General features: G+C 62.5%; 12 protein-coding genes. 9 read left to right on the top strand and 3 right to left on the bottom strand.

Going from position 1 to position 16,905, the window contains the following annotated elements; genetic code table 11:
• The first annotated feature begins 4 nt into the window (after positions 1 to 4).
• Positions 5 to 1,474 carry an NADH-quinone oxidoreductase subunit NuoN gene (gene nuoN, locus ACVWY1_RS03675; protein ID WP_102685131.1) on the top strand — a complete coding sequence of 490 codons (1,470 nt, stop codon included), beginning with the start codon at positions 5 to 7 and terminating at the stop codon, positions 1,472 to 1,474.
• Positions 1,475 to 1,708: 234 nt separating this feature from the next.
• Positions 1,709 to 3,760, top strand: coding sequence for a TonB-dependent receptor family protein (locus ACVWY1_RS03670; RefSeq protein WP_277504907.1), 2,052 nt, complete (start codon positions 1,709 to 1,711; stop codon positions 3,758 to 3,760).
• On the opposite strand, the gene ACVWY1_RS03665 is transcribed toward ACVWY1_RS03670, so the two are convergent.
• Entirely contained in the window at positions 3,745 to 4,431 is a 687-nt protein-coding gene (locus tag ACVWY1_RS03665; RefSeq protein WP_277504910.1) for a hypothetical protein, read from the bottom strand. The two genes, ACVWY1_RS03670 and ACVWY1_RS03665, sit on opposite strands and share 16 nt — an antisense overlap.
• Before the next feature lie 683 nt (positions 4,432 to 5,114).
• On the opposite strand from ACVWY1_RS03665, the gene ACVWY1_RS03660 reads away from it, so the two are divergent.
• Both ACVWY1_RS03660 and ACVWY1_RS03655 read left to right on the top strand, forming a co-directional pair.
• On the top strand, positions 5,115 to 7,802 hold the full coding sequence (locus tag ACVWY1_RS03660) for a TRAP transporter substrate-binding protein (protein ID WP_457377793.1): 2,688 nt from the start codon (positions 5,115 to 5,117) through the stop codon (positions 7,800 to 7,802).
• Between the two features lie 14 nt (positions 7,803 to 7,816).
• Complete coding sequence (locus ACVWY1_RS03655; RefSeq protein ID WP_277504916.1) at positions 7,817 to 9,355, top strand: metallophosphoesterase family protein; 1,539 nt, start codon at positions 7,817 to 7,819, stop codon at positions 9,353 to 9,355.
• A gap of 53 nt (positions 9,356 to 9,408) precedes the next feature.
• Here ACVWY1_RS03655 and ACVWY1_RS03650 read toward each other — a convergent pair whose 3' ends face one another.
• Positions 9,409 to 10,470, bottom strand: coding sequence for an AI-2E family transporter (locus ACVWY1_RS03650; protein ID WP_277504918.1), 1,062 nt, complete (start codon positions 10,468 to 10,470; stop codon positions 9,409 to 9,411).
• Between the two features lie 123 nt (positions 10,471 to 10,593).
• Here ACVWY1_RS03650 and trhP point away from each other — a divergent pair, with 123 nt between their 5' ends.
• The 5 genes from trhP (at position 10,594) to ACVWY1_RS03625 (ending at position 15,598) form a co-directional block, all read left to right on the top strand.
• On the top strand, positions 10,594 to 11,928 hold the full coding sequence (trhP, locus tag ACVWY1_RS03645) for a prephenate-dependent tRNA uridine(34) hydroxylase TrhP (RefSeq protein WP_139670018.1): 1,335 nt from the start codon (positions 10,594 to 10,596) through the stop codon (positions 11,926 to 11,928).
• 79 nt (positions 11,929 to 12,007) lie between these two features.
• On the top strand, positions 12,008 to 13,744 hold the full coding sequence (locus ACVWY1_RS03640) for a copper resistance system multicopper oxidase (protein WP_277504919.1): 1,737 nt from the start codon (positions 12,008 to 12,010) through the stop codon (positions 13,742 to 13,744).
• Positions 13,737 to 14,642: a copper resistance protein B gene (locus ACVWY1_RS03635; protein WP_198753959.1), complete on the top strand. Its 906-nt coding sequence runs from the start codon at positions 13,737 to 13,739 to the stop codon at positions 14,640 to 14,642. Before ACVWY1_RS03640 ends, ACVWY1_RS03635 begins: the two co-directional genes overlap by 8 nt.
• Before the next feature lie 90 nt (positions 14,643 to 14,732).
• Complete coding sequence (locus tag ACVWY1_RS03630; protein ID WP_139670011.1) at positions 14,733 to 15,161, top strand: DUF411 domain-containing protein; 429 nt, start codon at positions 14,733 to 14,735, stop codon at positions 15,159 to 15,161.
• The gene (locus ACVWY1_RS03625; protein ID WP_277504920.1) at positions 15,161 to 15,598 is read left to right on the top strand and encodes a YqaA family protein; all 438 of its coding nucleotides are present in this window, start codon (positions 15,161 to 15,163) and stop codon (positions 15,596 to 15,598) included. The genes ACVWY1_RS03630 and ACVWY1_RS03625 overlap by 1 nt, the downstream gene beginning before the upstream one ends.
• A 56-nt stretch (positions 15,599 to 15,654) precedes the next feature.
• Here ACVWY1_RS03625 and ACVWY1_RS03620 read toward each other — a convergent pair whose 3' ends face one another.
• Positions 15,655 to 16,863, bottom strand: a complete 1,209-nt coding sequence (locus ACVWY1_RS03620) for a hypothetical protein (RefSeq protein ID WP_277504922.1) — start codon at positions 16,861 to 16,863, stop codon at positions 15,655 to 15,657.
• Positions 16,864 to 16,905 lie beyond the last annotated feature (42 nt).

Here is a 16,905-nt window from a genome sequence, read left to right as displayed (position 1 = left end):
CGCTATGGAATTCACCACTCAACACTTCATCGCATTGGCGCCGATGCTGATCACCACCATCACCACGGTGGTGGTGATGCTGGCGATCGCCTGGAAGCGCAACCACTCGCAGACCTTCCTGCTGTCCACCGTGGGCCTGAACCTGGCCCTGCTGTCGATCCTGCCGGCGCTGAAGGTCGCGCCCCTGGCGGTGACCTCGCTGGTGACCATCGACAAGTTCGCCTGCCTGTACATGGCGATCATCCTGGTGGCCACCCTGGCCTGCGTCACCCTCGCCCACGCCTACCTCGGCGAAGGCTCCAAAGGCTTCCCAGGCAACCGTGAAGAGCTGTACCTGCTGCTGCTGATGTCGGCACTGGGTGGCCTGGTGCTGGTCAGCGCCAACCACCTGGCCGGCCTGTTCATCGGCCTGGAGCTGCTGTCGGTGCCGGTCTACGGCCTGGTGGCGTATGCGTTCTTCAACAAGCGCTCGCTGGAAGCCGGCATCAAGTACATGGTGCTGTCGGCCGCCGGTTCCGCCTTCCTGCTGTTCGGCATGGCGCTGCTGTATGCCGACGCCGGCGCCCTGACCTTCGACCAGCTGGGCAAGGCCCTGGCCGCTACCAGCATGCCAAGCCTGCTGGCGCAACTGGGCCTGGGCATGATGCTGGTGGGCCTGGCCTTCAAGCTGTCGCTGGTGCCGTTCCACCTGTGGACCCCGGACGTGTATGAAGGCGCCCCGGCGCCGGTCGCCGCGTTCCTGGCCACCGCCAGCAAGGTCGCGGTATTCGCCGTGGTCGTGCGCCTGTTCATGCTCTCCCCCGCCGCCAGCAGCGGCGTACTGAGCACCGTACTGGCAGTCATCGCCGTGGCGTCGATCATCATCGGCAACCTGCTGGCGCTGACCCAGAGCAACCTCAAGCGCCTGCTGGGTTACTCATCCATCGCCCACTTCGGCTACCTGGTCATCGCCCTGGTCGCCAGCAAGGGCCTGGCCCTGGAAGCCATGGGCGTGTATCTGGTCACCTACGTGATCACCAGCCTCGGCGCCTTCGGCGTGATCACCCTGATGTCCTCGCCATACGCCGGCCGTGACGCCGACGCCCTGTACGAGTACCGCGGCCTGTTCTGGCGCCGTCCGTACCTGACCGCGGTACTGACCGTGATGATGCTGTCGCTGGCCGGTATCCCGCTGACCGCAGGCTTCATCGGCAAGTTCTACATCATCGCCACCGGCGTCGAGTCGCACCTTTGGTGGCTGGTCGGCGCCCTGGTGATCGGTAGCGCCATCGGCGTGTACTACTACCTGCGTGTCATGGTCACCCTGTACCTGGTCGAGCCGAACTTGCGTCGCCACGACGCCCCGCTGAAGTGGGAACAGCGCACCGGCGGCGTGATGCTGCTGGCCATCGCGATCCTTGCCTTCGTGCTGGGCGTGTACCCGCAGCCGCTGCTGGAGATGGTGCAGCAGGCTGGTTTGCAACTGATCGGCTGATCGGCTGCCAGCAACACAAGACACCCCGCCTCGGCGGGGTGTTCTTTTTTGGGGCCGCTTTGCGGCCCTTTCGCCGGCAAGCCAGCTCCCACAGAACAACAGCGATCCCTGTGGGAGCCGGCTTGCCGGCGAAAGGGCTGCAACGCAGCCCCATGGCTATTACAGATCGACCACTGTGCTTCGTCTGCCCTTTGCAGCGTCAGACTCCCGCACCCGATCTGGAACCTCGTCCCCATGCGCCCCACCCTGCCCTACTCCCTGCTGGCCCTGTTCGTCGCCGGCTCCGCCCAGGCCGCCAACCGCGTCGAACTCGACCAGGTGCTGATCCAGGACCATCAACAGTCCGAGCTGGAAGCCGCCGCCGATCACCTGCGTGAAATCCCCGGCGCCAGCAACCTGGTGGACATGGACAAGGTGGGCCAGGGCCGGGTGGCGACCAATCAGGATGTGCTGGCCTACCAGCCGGGAGTGTTCGCCCAGTCGGCGGGCAACGACGGCATCAAGCTGTCGATCCGTGGTTCGGGCATCAACCGCGCGCCGGGTGCCCACGGTTCGGGCGTCTACACGATGTTCGACGGCCTGCCGCTGACAGGTCCCGGCGGCACGCCCTATGAGCTGTTCGAACCGCTGTGGCTGAGCCGCGCCGAAGTGCTGCGCGGTGCCAACGGTTTCGCCCAGGGCTCGCTGGCCCTGGGCGGCGCGATCAACTACGTGACCCACACCGGCTACGATGCCGCACCCTTGCAGGTGCGCTACGAAGTCGGCAGCCGTGGCTACCAGCGCCGGCACATCAGCTCCGGGCAGGTGCTGGGCAACCTCGACTATTACGTAGCGCTTACCGACGCCGAGTACGACGGCTTCCAGCGGCACAGCAGTGGCAGCGCCAAGGGCATCGCCGCCAACGTCGGCTATCGCTTCAACCCGAACCTGGAGACGCGCTTCTACCTGCGCTACCGCGAGACCGAGAACGATCTGGCCGGACGCCTGACCAAAGGCCAGATCAAGCACGATCCACGCGCGGCAAACCCTGCCTACCTGGCCCGCGATGACAGCCGCCCGCAACCGGGCAGCACCTGGGTCGGCAACAAGACGACCTTCTTCCTGGATGACGATTCGCGCCTGGAGGCGGGGCTGGTCTATCACGACTACCCGATGGACCTGCGTGAAGGCCCGATGCGCCTGAAGGTCGCCTACACCGATGTCAGCGGCACGCTGAACTACTTGCGTCGTGACACCCTGTTTGGCCATGAGAGCAAGACCACGCTAGGCTGGCGCACCACCAAGCACCTGCCCAACAGCGGCGCCTCGCAGTTCGCCCGCCCCGGCGGCGACAATTTCGGGGCCCGCACCCGCGACTTCAGCTACCAAGGTTCGGACACTGTGTTGCATGCAGGCAACGATCTGGAGCTTATTCCGAACCTGTGGCTGACCACGGGCCTGGCGATGATCTACACCCGCCGTGAAAGCGATGTCACCTATCCAAGCAGTGGCGGCAAGGTCAGCCAGCATGACTGGGATTATGCGCCACGCCTGGGCCTGCGTTACGACATCCGCCCGGACCTGCAGGTCTACGGCAACCTCAGCCGCTCGGTGGAGCCGCCGCACCCGTGGTCGCTGGTCTGGAGCGCGCCGGTAAACAACCAGCCGATGAAGATGCAGAACCAGACCGCCACTACCCTGGAACTGGGCGCCCGCGGTGATTCGGCCCTGGGGCGCTGGGACCTGGCCTGGTACTACGCCCAAGTGCGCCACGAACTGCTGAACGTGGAAGTCGTGCAAGGTTTGCCGTTCAAGGAGTTCAACGCCAGCCCCACCGTGCACCAGGGCCTCGAAGCCGGCCTGGACAGCCTCCTCTGGGAGCAACCCGGCACCGGCAAGCTCAGCCTGCGCCAAGCCTACGCCTTCAGTGACTTCCACTACCGCGACGACGACAAGTTCGGCGACAACCGCCTGCCCGGCATCCCCATGCACTACTACCAGGCCGAACTGCGCTACGACTGGCCGGCGGGCTTCTACGCGGGGGTGAACACGCAGATGGCCTCCAAGGTGCAGGTGGACTATGCCAACAGCTACCACGCCGACGCCTACGCCCTGCTCGGCGCGCGGCTGGGCTGGGACTCGCCCAAGCGCGACTGGCAGACCTGGCTGGACTTGCGCAACCTGACCAACAAGCGTTACGCGGCGACGGTGACGCCGGGGTACAACGATGCCGGGCAGGACATCGCCCGCTCGACGCCGGGGGAAGGGTTCGGGGTGTATGCGGGGGTGTCCTACAGTTTTCGCTGACTGGTGGCTAGGTCTTCACTGCGCTGCCGTTGCTCATCCAACTCAACAACCGTACGCAACAAAGCTCGGAAAAATGCCGCACGGGGGAAGGTAAGGTTGGCAGCAGCGCCACGCACAAGCCAGTTCGGGTGATCCTGTAAGGGCAACACATAAGTCCAGTGGTCCGACTTCACTTCTGCCAACAAAGTGGAGCCCGGCAACACGGCATCGGCGGCAAGCATCTGGCCATCATTGCGAGGATCGATTCTGGCAAGGCGTTCGTAGAAAGGACGTAAACCTGGAGAAACATCTCCGGCAACAGTGTAAGCAAGCACCGTATAGCTGTTTACCCCAGGTAGCCGGGGATGGCTCGCCAGCCAACGGACGCGCTCACGTCGGGTAAGGCTCGTGACCTCATGTCCGTCCGAGCGGGTACACTGCAATGCTTCGAATCGAGAGGCAAGCTTCTGGTAAAGGTCGTCATGGGAATCGGCCAGCGGGGTACCCATCACAACGCCAGACAGCGACACGAACGACAATGGCGCTCGGGGCGATCCGCTGTCCTCCAGTCGCGCAAGGGCTACCAGGGTGTCCGCCACGCCTTTCGAGTACCCGACGACGATAACCCGGGATACTGTCGGGTCCGTCGCCTCCTGACGGATCGCATCAGCTATCGCCATGCCATTGGTCATGGACGAGACTCTTCCCCCCACCGCCACGGCACGTACTCGTCGAAGCCCAAGGGATGCCAAGTAGGTATAACCTTCTGTGAGATTGCGCGCCGGAGTTCTGGTAACGCCATCACTGAACGGAAGCGACTGATCGGCTACACAGTCACCAAAGATTCCTGGGATCACTAGCACGGAAACGCCCCGTAACGAAGCTTCGGACGTCGGACGGGCAATTGCCCTGTCTGGCCAATGGATCCACGCCTGGACATGGCTTGCACGCCCTAACGGAGATCGGGCCAACTCCGCCGCAAAATGGTTGGCAAACAGCTGCCGATCATCACCTATGCCCGCCGCACCGATAGGTAGCGAGGCGACAGTGAAGGAGCTGGGGATAGGGGATGCCAGCATCTCGGGTTTACAGCCGGACAAACCTGCCAGAGCCCAGGGAATGAGGACGACCAGCCCCCATCGGCACACACTTGAGGTTTTGCCAGCCATTGGCTTCTCCCGTTACATGCACGCCTGGAAAAATGTAGCAGCACACGGCGAAGTCGGCGCAGCAACCTCGATAGCAAAACACCACCATCGACCATTGACCGATGGCTTTTGTCAGCTAGATTGAATGATGGCATTTGGATACACGGACCACACCCGTGTGCATTGCTCAAGCATCGGTTCGATGCAGGGCAAAGCAGGAGCCGAGCATGATGAAAGCCGGTTTGATTGCCACTGTCATATTCTTCGGCCAGCTCAACCTGGCCTCTGCAACTGCGCCAACTCAGAGCATACTTGTTCAAGTGGCGTTGCCACCGGACACCGGCTTCGACCTCGGAACATTGAAGTCGAACCTGCCCAAACAGGTCAACGTTGAAGTGAGGCTGGCGTCCGAGGCCTCGGACGTTGTCGAACAGGTACATCAAGGGAAAATCGACATTGCGCTTGTACCGACCAGTGATATCAGTCGCTATGCGCCGAACTTCGCAGTATTCGACTTACCGTTCAGCGTAAGCAAAGGCGCGGAAGATAAACTCTTTTCCGGTGCTTTCGGTCAGGACACCACTCCTTATCTGCTCTCCAGCCTGAAGAGTTCGGATCTCGGCCAGATTGGTGTTGCGCTGTATGTCGACACGTACGTACTCGCTAGTCAGACACCGGCCAGGTCGCCCGGCGACTACCGCGGCAGCAAGGTGGCGCTGTTGCAGGACAGCCCGATGCGCGCCCCCCTTGAGGCTGCTGGTGCGCACCTGGTGCTGATGCAGGACAATCGACAGATTGCCAGAGCCTTGGAGCGTGGAAAGATTGATGCCGCCGAACTGCCCATGAGGGAGTTGGGGCATTCATTCGATACCCCTTACATAGCCATGACCGCTCATCGTTTCTCTGCCTTGGCCGTCATCTATAACAAGGCCAAGTATGCGCAGCTTTCCGCCGAGTTGCGCGAGCGAATTGACTCCGCATTCAGAACAACCCGCAACGCCATGTACCGGCCAAGGCCATCCTTTGCCGAGAATGAACTGGATGTGGACGTTAATATCCGTAACGAATGGCGCCACCTGGTCGAAAAAACACAATGGGAATCGATCGCGCGAGTCGATAAAGCGCTGTTGGCTGCGCTGCAGGAGCCTCTGGTTTTTCATCCGGTGAGTCATACAGGCGAGCCAGGCAGCGATCTGCGCTGGAACACCTGGTATCAGTCGGGCAGCAAAACGTTCAGCCAGCAACTTTATCCAGACCGCGAGTACGATCTGACGCTCGATTTAGGCCGCACCTCCTATCCCGGCGCCCTTGCGACCGCAGCAGAGAAATGGATTTTCAGAGAAATCCAACGAACTCCGGAAGGCGCCGACATATCCCTGTTGATTCGCCCTGTCATTACCAGTGATCTCCTGACCGCACGCCCGGACCAACCACTGACCGCGAAGGTACTCAAGATAAAGCGGAGCAGGCTGATTGCGCAGACCAGCGATGTACAATTGGTCGAGCAAGCCGCAAGTCACGGCATACCACCACAGACGCTTTCCAAGGTTCTTTCCGTCAGTGAGCCGCTCACCTGGCCCATTGTCGTGGCCAATCGAACGGGCTGTGCACAGATTGCCTTCTCCATCTGGAACTTCAGTGGATTGCGGCCTCTCGACCAGATCGTGGTCAATGTCCCGGTGGTGGCGGATGCCGGCAACCCCGCACCTGACTGCAAAGCAACCATTGACGGCGGCATCGACAGCCTGCTGTCACTGGATGCACACGATACCCCATCGCAAGCCGATGCTGCCCTGCAGTTCTTTGACACTGGCAGCAAGCGTGAAGGCGACGCCAAGACCGTAGCCGTTTTCGTCAGCCGCGCCGAGTTGCAAAGCGCTGTGGACAGTGGCCACCCGCCTCCCGTCTATGCCTGGACGCTCAAGGAAGAACTGTCCCGTTTTCTTCAACAACCCGATAATCTGCAACACTCGATTGCCAAGGCTCATGATGAAATCAACCAGCAACGCCCCTACGACAGCGTCGTACGGCAGCTTTCCGCGTCCATTTTCAACGCCCGTGAACGCAGCGAAGACGCCGTGACCGAGCACGCGAAAAACGCGCTGAGGCAGCTTGCCGCGCAGCCCACCCCTGCCACATTGCTCACCCGCTACTTCGATAACGATGGATCGATTCAATATCTGCCACTCGCATTACTGGCAGCCGATGCCCAGGAGCGGGTCCTGTCGAGAAGATTGACGATCGTTCAACCGGTAGCTGAACCCAAGTCACTGCCCAAGGACAGTTGCGTCGATAACTGGGACCTGGCCATTCCCGACCGCCTTGAGGGTGCCCGGGCCGAAGCAGCCGAGCTGCTTGCAAAGTCGGACTGGCGTCCGACGGCTGCCGGGGACCGTTGGTACCGTGACAATCCTCAATTGTTCGACTTCCTCAGATCACGAGGTGACGATCACCCTCCTCGCACCGGCTTGCTGCTGCTTGCACACCACGATAAAGGCGGCATTACCTACGCGTGGGATGAAAAACCTGATCGTGTCATCAATGCGGAAGTACGCAGAGCATTCGGAACAGGCAGCTTCGCAGTGCTGGCAGCCTGCGCCACAAGCGGTGCATCCCGGGAGAGCCGCAACTTCATGAACCATTTGCTGGACAACGGTATGGAAGCTGTTATCACCTCTCCGTTTCAAGTCGACACGGCATTCGGCACTCGCTTCGCCGTCAGCTTCGCCAACACTGTCAAGAACGCTCAGGACAAAGGTGAGCCGGCCAGACTGATCGACCTGTTCAACCGTGCAGTGGATGACACGATGCAGGCCTATCACGACCAACCCGGCTACAGCGACATGGCCTTGGAATTACAGATCATCGGCAATCACGATGTGAAACTTTGCAGCCCCACCGTAGCAAAACACTAGGGAGAGGGAATGCCATGCGTGGCGCAGTTAGGGCTTCATTGCTCACCGTTTTGATGTTTCTGCTACCCAACGGCTCGGCCATGGCCGCGGCACGGGTGAGCGTCTTGATCAGTGACCTGCATTTCGGTCTGGGCAAAGAATCCAATGGTCGGTGGCATCCCTATGAAGACTTCCGCTGGCCGAATGCTCTGGAAGGTTTCCTGCAAGCGCTTTCCAGCGAATACGGTGACAACATCGATCTGGTCATCGTCGGGGACTTCCTGGAGTTGTGGCAAACACCCGCCGACATTCCTTGCAGCAGCGGTTCGGCCGACGCAGGCTGCACAGTAGGTGAGATGACGCGCCTGGCAGCCCGGATCAGCAAGGCACATGTCCATGAGCTGTCGCTGCTCGGCGATTTCGCACGCAGGGGAGACAACCATCTGTATGTTATTCCGGGCAACCATGACGCCGCATTGCTTGTGCCTCAGGTTTGGCAGCAGGTCTATCCAGCGTTCGGCGATACCCGGGGCCGGGCGCAACTAGTCACCAGCGGCATCTGGCAATCAGCGGACAAACACGTGGTTGCCGAACATGGGCATCAAATCGGCAGCGATGTGAACTCGTTCGCGAAATGGCCGTCCGTAACCACCAGAGGCAATGATGGAATACGCTTCATGGTAAGGCCATGGGGAGAACGGTTCGTTCAGCAACTGTTCAACACCGAAGAACGCGCCTACCCGGTAATCGATAATCTCAGCCCGGAGACAGCAGGTGCTCGTTACCGCATGCATGAACGAGGCTGGCTTGGAACCTTGGCCGACACAGCCAGGTTCATCGCCTTCAACATTTTCGAAACATCGCTGACCCAGAAAGCCGATGGGCTGGGCAAACAAGACCCTGGCCAGGACAACTTCAGCCGCAAGGCGGCAGAACGCGCCGGGCACCAGCTGTTTTTACTATCGCTTCCCGCTAAAGACCCACTGCGAGAGCTGATCGAAGGCGTGGATGAACAGCAGGTAGCCATGCGCAATCAACTCGACACACTGGTTACCCAGCTTTCCGACGATGATCTCAATACGTTGTGCCGCACGGCAGCCCGCCAGTCAAACGCTAATCCGTGCACCGATTCACTAGGGGCTTTGCTTACCAATGCCCTGGTCCCCCAAATGTCGATCTTCCGTTCGCATCTGGCCAACCGCCAACGAGAGCTGGGGGGCTTCGACATCTTCGTGTACGGTCACACGCACTTGTGGGAGTATCCCTGGAAGGTGACCAATGTCGCCGGCGAGGTCAGGAACATCACGGTAGTGAACACGGGAGCTTTCCAGCGCCTCGTCGATGATGCCGGCTTCGTGAAGATTGCCAAGGACAAGTCAATTTCACCCGCTCAGGCACTCAAACAATTGTCAGTGGAGGATCTTCAACCTTGCTACGGCTTGGTCGTGGTCGACCACGGTGCCGCAGTGGTACGCGCGCGGTTACGCTTGTGGCAAATGCAGGAAGGTGGCAACCAGGGCGTATTCAGGGAACCAGGCGTCAGCGACTGCCCACGTAACGGGCCGGACAAATGAGGTGACCAGTCCAAGCGCTCCTTCGGCAAGCTGTACCTGCGCGGTACTTGTCACTACGGCAACTGCACCTGCGGCTTGGTCGAGGCGAAGATCGCCCAGCTGGAAATGAACAGCGCCGCGATCAACGGCCCGATCACAAACCCGTTGAGCCCGAACACCGCCAACCCGCCCAAGGTCGAAACCAATACCAGGTAGTCCGGCATGCGCGTGTCCTTGCCCACCAGGATCGGCCGCAACAGGTTGTCCACCAGGCCGATCACCAGCACCCCGAACGCCGTCAGCACTATCCCCTTCCACAGCGCCCCGACCAGCAGGAAGTACACCGCCACCGGCGCCCAGACGATCCCCGCGCCCACCGCCGGCAGCAACGACAGGAACGCCATCAGCACCGCCCACACCAGCACGCTGGGAATGCCCAGTATCCAGAAGATCAGCCCGCCCAGCGCACCCTGGGTGATCGCCACCAGCAGGTTGCCCTTGACCGTGGCCCGCACCACGCGCTTGAACTTCAGCTGCAGACGGCGTTTCTGCTGCTCGGGCAGTGGCACCGCCTGGCGCACCTTGCGCGCCAGCTCCGCCCCCTCGCGCAGGAAGAAGAACAGCAGGTAGAGCATGATGCCGAAGCTCACCAGGAACTCGAAGGTGCCCTGGCCGAAGCTGAACGCCTGGCCGGCGAGGAACTGGCTGCCCTGGGTCGCCCACTTGGTGATCTTGTCGCGCAGGCCATCGAGGTTGCCCATGCCCATGCGGTCGAGGAAATGCTGGGCATAGGCCGGCAACATGTCCTTGCCCCGTTCGATATAGCCGGCGATATCCAGCTGGCCACTCTCGATGCGCTGGTACAACGCTGCCCCCTCCTGCACCAGCAGGGCGCTGATGATGATCACCGGCAGCACCGCCACCAGCAAGCAGGTGGCCAGGGCCACCGCCGTCGCCAGGTTGCGTCGCCCGCCACAGCGCAGCAACAGGTGGCGTTGCAGCGGTGCGAAGAGGATGCCGAGGATCACCGCCCAGAAGATCGCGCCGGAATACGGCAACATGATCCAGATGAAGGCGATGGTCACCAGGGCCAACAACACGGTCAGGGCTTTGTTCTGCAGTACGGTTTCGTTCATCGGCGTTCCTCGAGGGCTCAACCATTTAGTGCGCTGCGCATCGGTAAAAGTGCCGTTGACCCAGATCAATACTTGCAAGGCGCCGCCGCCTTAGCATCCGCGCCTTTTGCCCCGGTGCGCACCATGACCTCTCCCGCCAAGCCCGAACTGCTCGCCCCCGCCGGTACTCTCAAGACCATGCGCTATGCCTTCGCCTACGGCGCCGACGCGGTCTACGCCGGCCAGCCGCGCTACAGCCTGCGGGTGCGCAACAACGAATTCGACCATGCCAACCTGGCCCTCGGCATCCAGGAGGCGCAGGCCCTGGGCAAGCGCTTCTACGTGGTGGTCAACATCGCCCCGCACAATGCCAAGCTCAAGACCTTCCTCAAGGACCTGGCGCCGGTGATCGAGATGGGCCCGGATGCGCTGATCATGTCCGACCCTGGGCTGATCCTGCTGGTGCGCCAGCATTTCCCGCAGATGCCCATCCACCTCTCGGTGCAAGCCAACACGGTGAACTGGGCCAGCGTGAAGTTCTGGCAGGGCATGGGCCTGACCCGGGTGATCCTGTCGCGGGAGCTGTCGCTGGAAGAGATCGAGGAGATCCGCCAGCAGGTGCCAGAGATGGAACTGGAGGTGTTCGTGCATGGCGCGCTGTGCATGGCCTACTCCGGGCGTTGCCTGCTGTCAGGCTACCTCAACAAGCGCGATGCCAACCAGGGCACCTGCACCAATGCCTGCCGCTGGAAGTATGAGGCGACCCCGGCCACCGAGAACGCTACCGGCGACATCGTCCGCGAATTCGAACCCACGCTGGGCATAGGCGCCCCCACTGACCAGGTGTTCCTGTTGCAGGAGTCCAACCGCCCGGGCGAAGAAATGCCGGCGTTCGAGGACGAGCACGGCACCTACATCATGAACGCCAAGGACCTGCGCGCCATCCAGCACGTCGAGCGCCTGGCACATATGGGCGTGCATTCGTTGAAGATCGAGGGCCGTACCAAATCGCACTTCTACTGCGCCCGCGCCGTGCAGTCCTACCGCCAGGCCATCGATGACGCCGTGGCCGGACGGCCGTTCGACCGCGGCTTGATGGCCAGCCTCGAATCCCTCGCCCAGCGCGGTTACACCGAAGGCTTCCTGCGCCGCCATGTGCACGACGAGTACCAGAACTACCAGCGCGGCAACTCGGTGTCCGAGCGCCAGCAGTTCGTCGGCGAGCTGACCGGGGCGCGGGTCGATGGCCTGGCCGAGGTCAAGGTGAAGAACCGTTTCGCCGTGGGCGATCACTTGGAACTGATGACTCCGCGTGGCAACTACCATTTCGACCTGCACCGCCTGCGCAACCGTCAGCAGCAGGCCATCGAAGTGGCGCCGGGCGATGGCCATGTGGTCTACCTGCCGATCCCCGAGCAGGTATCCCTGGAGTTCGGCTTGCTGATGCGCGACCTGGAAAGCGCCGAGACGGCTGCCTGACAAATCTGTAATCCGCGCCTCAGCCAGCTGACAGGCACTGGCAGCGAGGATGGTGGCAGTTTCGTAGCGAGAGCACGCCATGCCACCGACTCCAACCCGCCGCACCTTCGTCAAGGGCCTGGGCGCCGCCACCGCCCTGGCCGGCCTCGGCCTGTGGCGCCCGCTGGCCCAGGCAGCAGAGGGGCGCTTGCCGCTGCACGACCTGAGTGGCCAGCAGTTCGAACTGTTCATCGGCCAGACCCCGGTCAATATCACCGGCCGCCCACGCACCGCGCAGACCATCAACGCCAGCCTGCCCGGCCCGCAGCTGCGCTGGCGCGAAGGCGACACCGTGACCCTGCGCGTGCGCAACCGCCTGGACCAGCCCACCTCGATCCACTGGCACGGCATCATCCTGCCGGCCAACATGGACGGCGTGCCGGGGCTGAGCTTCGCCGGCATCGAACCGGGCGGCGACTACCTCTACCAGTTCACCCTGCGCCAGAGCGGCACCTACTGGTACCACAGCCACTCCGGCTTGCAGGAGCAGGCCGGCGTGTACGGCGCCATCGTCATCGAACCCCGCGAGCCTGAGCCGCACAGGTACCAGCGCGACCATGTACTGCTGTTCAGCGACTGGTCGGACCAGGCGCCGGAAGCGCTGATGGCTACGCTAAAGAAACAGTCCGACGCCTTCAACTACCACAAGCGCACGGTGGGTGACTTCATAAACGATGTCGCCGAAAGCGGCTGGCGCAACACCCTCGACAACCGCTGGGCCTGGGCGAAGATGCGCATGAGCCCCACCGACCTCGCCGACATCAGCGCTGCCGGCTACACCTACCTGCTCAACGGCCAGCCACCGGACGGCAACTTCACCTGCCTGTTCCAGCCCGGCGAAACCGTGCGCCTGCGCCTTATCAACGCTTCGGCGATGACCTATTTCGACTTTCGCATCCCCGGCCTGAAGCTCACGGTGATCGCCGCCGACGGCCTGCCGGTGACCCCGGTTACCGTGGACGAACTACGCATCGCCGTGGCCGAAACCTATGACGTGCTGGTCACCGTGGGCGACCTGCCCGCCTACACCTTGTTCGCCCAGAGCATGGACCGTACCGGCTTCGCCCGTGGCACCCTGGCCCGCGCCGCTGGATTGCAGGCTCCAGTACCCGAGCCGGATCCACGCCCGGTGCTGAGCATGGACGACATGGGGCATGGCGGCATGGGCCAGATGGACCATTCGAACATGCCGGCGATGGACCACGGCAGCATGGCGGGCATGGACCACTCGGCCATGGCCGGCATGCCCATGATGCAAAGCCACCCCACCAGCGAGACCGACAACCCGCTGGTGGACATGCAGACCATGGCCCCCCGCGCCAACCTCGCCGACCCCGGCATCGGCCTGCGCGGCAATAGCCGCCGGGTATTGACCTACGCCGACCTGCGCAGTCCCTATCCCGACCCGGACGGGCGCGAACCGTCACGGGACATCGAACTGCACCTGACCGGACACATGGAACGCTTCGCCTGGTCGTTCGACGGCATCAAGTTCAGCGATGCCGAGCCGCTGCGTCTGAAGTATGGCGAGCGGGTGCGCATCACCCTGGTCAACGACACCATGATGACCCACCCCATCCACCTGCATGGCATGTGGAGCGACCTGGAAGATGAACAAGGGCGCTTCCTGGTACGCAAGCACACCCTCGACATCCCTCCCGGCAGCCGGCGCAGCTACCGTGTGACCGCCGACGCCCTGGGCCGCTGGGCCTACCACTGCCACCTGCTCTACCACATGGAGACCGGCATGTTCCGCGAGGTACGGGTCGATGAATGAGAACTGCAACCGCCGTATCGTCACCGGTGTCGCACTGATGGCCTTGCTGGCCAGCGAACGGGCCCTGGCTGCGGGCATGGACCATAAGAACCACGGCGCCATGCCAATGGACCACGGCCAGATGAACCATGGCAGCATGCCCATGGACCACAGCCTGATGAACCACGCGGCGACGCCCCCCGACCAACCACGCACACCCTTGCCGGTAGTCACCGACGCCGACCGCCGCGCCGCCTTCCCGCTCCTGCCAGGGCATCAGGTGCACGACCGGGCAACCAACTGGGCAGTGATCGTCGACCAGCTGGAGTACCAGAACTTCGAAAACAGTGGCGCCCTGAACTGGAACGCTACCGCCTGGGTCGGCGGCGATATCGACCGCCTGTGGCTGCGCAGCGAAGGTGAGCGTGAACAGGGCAAGACCCACAAAGCTGAGCTGCAGGCGCTCTGGGGCCATGCCATCAGCCCCTGGTGGGAACTGGTCGGCGGTGTGCGCCAGGACTTCAAGCCCGCCAGCGGCCAAAGCTGGGCAGCCTTCGGCATCCAGGGCACGCCGCTCTACGGACTGGAGCTGGAAGCCACCGCCTATGCTGGCGAGCGGCAGCAGACCGCGCTGCGCCTGGAGGCCGGTTACGCTATGCTGCTGACCAATCGCTGGATCCTCGAACCGACCGTCGAAGCCAACTTCTTCGGGCGCAACGACGGCGGGCGCGAACAAGGTGCGGGGCTGGCCGAAAGCGAGGTGGGCCTGCGCCTGCGCTACGAGATCACGCGCGCGTTCGCGCCCTACGTCGGGGTCAGCTTCAACCGCCTGCACGGCAACCGCGCCGACCAGGCCCGAGAAAATGATGAGGACATCGGCCAGACCCGGTTGGTGGCCGGGGTCCGCCTGCGTTTCTGAAATTTGACGCCGGTCCTTTATGAGCTGCCAGTGTCCCTGCAGGAGCGGCGCTGATCAACCAGATATGTTTAGTTTCACAGGAGCTTCACCATGCTGCGCAAACACCTGCTCACCCTTGGCCTGCTGGCCATCACCGGCCTGGCCCAGGCCGCCGAGACCATCGACGTCTACCGCGACCCCAACTGCGGCTGCTGCAAGGCGTGGATCAAGCACCTGGGCGACAGCGGCTTCACCGTCAACGACCATGTCGAGCCGAACATGAGCGCGGTCAAGCAGCGCCTGGGCGTGGCGCCACGCCTGGCGTCGTGCCACACCGGCGTGATCAACGGCAAGTTCGTCGAAGGCCATGTGCCGGCCGAGCAGGTGCGCCTGCTGGCCAGCCGCGCCGACCTCAAGGGCCTGGCCGTGCCCGGCATGCCCATGGGCTCGCCGGGCATGGAGATGGGTGACCACAAGGACGCCTACCAGGTCATCGGCGTGACCTTGGACGACCGCGACACCGTGGTCGCCAACTACTGATGCTCAGCCTCTGGGCGCTGTTCCTCAGCGCCTTCGGCGCCGCCACCCTGCTGCCACTGCAATCGGAGGCGGTGCTGGTCGGCCTGCTGCTGCGCGACCCGCAAGCCTGGGCCACCCTGCTGCTGGTCGCCACGCTCGGCAATGTGCTGGGGTCCATCGTCAACTGGCTGCTGGGCCGGGCCATCGAGCACCTGCGCGACAAGCGCTGGTTCCCGTTCGGCACCCGCCAGCTGGAGCGCGCCCAGCAGCGTTACCAACGCTGGGGGCAATGGTCGTTGCTGCTGAGCTGGATGCCGGTGATCGGCGACCCACTGACCTTGATCGCTGGGATCATGCGCGAGCCTTTCTGGCGCTTCGTGCTGCTGGTCACCGTGGCCAAGGGCGGGCGCTATCTCGTGGTGACGATGATCACCCTGGGTTGGTTTCACACGGGGTGAGCGGGCGGGAATTCGAAGAGCTGGCTGAAGCCCGAAGCCCCCAGCCAGCGTTGCACTCAAGCCGCGTGGGCGGCTTGCAGGTCACCTAGCAGGCGTGCTGCCATGTCCAGCTTCTTCTGCAGCGTGTCCACGAACGAGTGCGCGGAGTGGGCCTGCAGCAGATTGGGCTCCAGCTTGCGCTGCCCGAAGAGATCGCCGTAGGAGTGGGACTGCCCTATTGCCTGGTGGTCCAGGACCATTGAAGCGATTGCCTTCTCGGCAGCACTGCCATGTTCGGCAAGATGCTCCAGATGCTCAAACGACTCGGAGAGCGGACTGGTCGGCCGCTGCAGCGAATTCATGGTCGCGTAGAAGTCATTGCGCGTTGGCAAAGCGACCTCGTCGTCAATCTTGACAAAGCCGAGCTTGATGGCCTTCAACGACGTTACCGGATCAGGCTGACTGACAGTCGTCGTGTCGTAAACTTCTTCAGGTTTCACACGCTGAGCATCGCTCGCTCCGCCCAAAGTGTCGGCCCTCACCGAAGAGTCATCTTCGCGTGCATCCACCACGACGGCTGGTACCTGCATCCCAGGCTTCTGGGCGAACAACTCAATGAACTCGGCATCAACCTCTTTGACGAACGCCACCATCGCTTCAGGTCCCACCTGCTCGGGGTCCGGAAACTCGGCAAATCGCGAGGCCAGGAACATTACCGCATCGAGCACCCTGGCGGCAGCCTTCGGGTCGCTCTGCATCAGTGCGATATTGTCCGGGAACTGGGCTTCCTTCAAAGAATATCCGCCGACGATATCGACCTCGTTGATGCTCGTCGCAACCTTCAGCGCAGGTACAAGCTCGCCCAACTTGACGACATTCGACAACAGGCAGTTGGCGTTACGCATGATGTTGCTGCCCGTGAGCTGCTCCGTATAGCTGGCCATGAACTGCTCGGTTGGCAGGTTTTCCTGCTTGGCCAGTATTCCGCTTGCCTGCGACCTGATGACATCCGGGAGTCCCTTGGCCATCTGTTCGTTGAGTGAGCGCATCACGTCCGGCGCCGAGGCCGTGGCCTGCGTCCCACCCGCCAGGCCACCGGTGCGAAAGCCGAAGAACGCGGCAATCGTAATGAACAGCCGCATCAGGATGCCATGTTTCTGCGGCTCCTCGTGACGGGCCAAGCGCTGCGCGGACTCGCTGGTCTTGACCTGTGCGCAGTCACTGCGCTCATTGACTGGATTCAGGCTGGCACCAAATACCCAAGCCGTGGAAACCGATTCAATCATTCTGCAAACCTCTATCAAAATACCGGAAGAAAAGACCGCGGC

The organism is Pseudomonas sp. TE6288 (genome assembly GCF_054062095.1).
Note: the sequence above shows the minus strand (reverse complement) of the source record. Positions and strands in the feature narration are given on the sequence as shown.

Coding starts and splice junctions, on each gene's coding strand:
- trhP (WP_139670018.1), top strand. CDS start 10,594: ATGACCTCTCCCGCCAAGCCCGAACTGCTCGCCCCCGCCGGTACTCTC.
- ACVWY1_RS03665 (WP_277504910.1), bottom strand. CDS start 4,431: ATGACCAATGGCATGGCGATAGCTGATGCGATCCGTCAGGAGGCGACG.
- ACVWY1_RS03625 (WP_277504920.1), top strand. CDS start 15,161: ATGCTCAGCCTCTGGGCGCTGTTCCTCAGCGCCTTCGGCGCCGCCACC.
- ACVWY1_RS03640 (WP_277504919.1), top strand. CDS start 12,008: ATGCCACCGACTCCAACCCGCCGCACCTTCGTCAAGGGCCTGGGCGCC.
- ACVWY1_RS03630 (WP_139670011.1), top strand. CDS start 14,733: ATGCTGCGCAAACACCTGCTCACCCTTGGCCTGCTGGCCATCACCGGC.
- ACVWY1_RS03660 (WP_457377793.1), top strand. CDS start 5,115: ATGATGAAAGCCGGTTTGATTGCCACTGTCATATTCTTCGGCCAGCTC.
- ACVWY1_RS03655 (WP_277504916.1), top strand. CDS start 7,817: ATGCGTGGCGCAGTTAGGGCTTCATTGCTCACCGTTTTGATGTTTCTG.
- ACVWY1_RS03670 (WP_277504907.1), top strand. CDS start 1,709: ATGCGCCCCACCCTGCCCTACTCCCTGCTGGCCCTGTTCGTCGCCGGC.
- ACVWY1_RS03650 (WP_277504918.1), bottom strand. CDS start 10,470: ATGAACGAAACCGTACTGCAGAACAAAGCCCTGACCGTGTTGTTGGCC.
- nuoN (WP_102685131.1), top strand. CDS start 5: ATGGAATTCACCACTCAACACTTCATCGCATTGGCGCCGATGCTGATC.
- ACVWY1_RS03635 (WP_198753959.1), top strand. CDS start 13,737: ATGAATGAGAACTGCAACCGCCGTATCGTCACCGGTGTCGCACTGATG.
- ACVWY1_RS03620 (WP_277504922.1), bottom strand. CDS start 16,863: ATGATTGAATCGGTTTCCACGGCTTGGGTATTTGGTGCCAGCCTGAAT.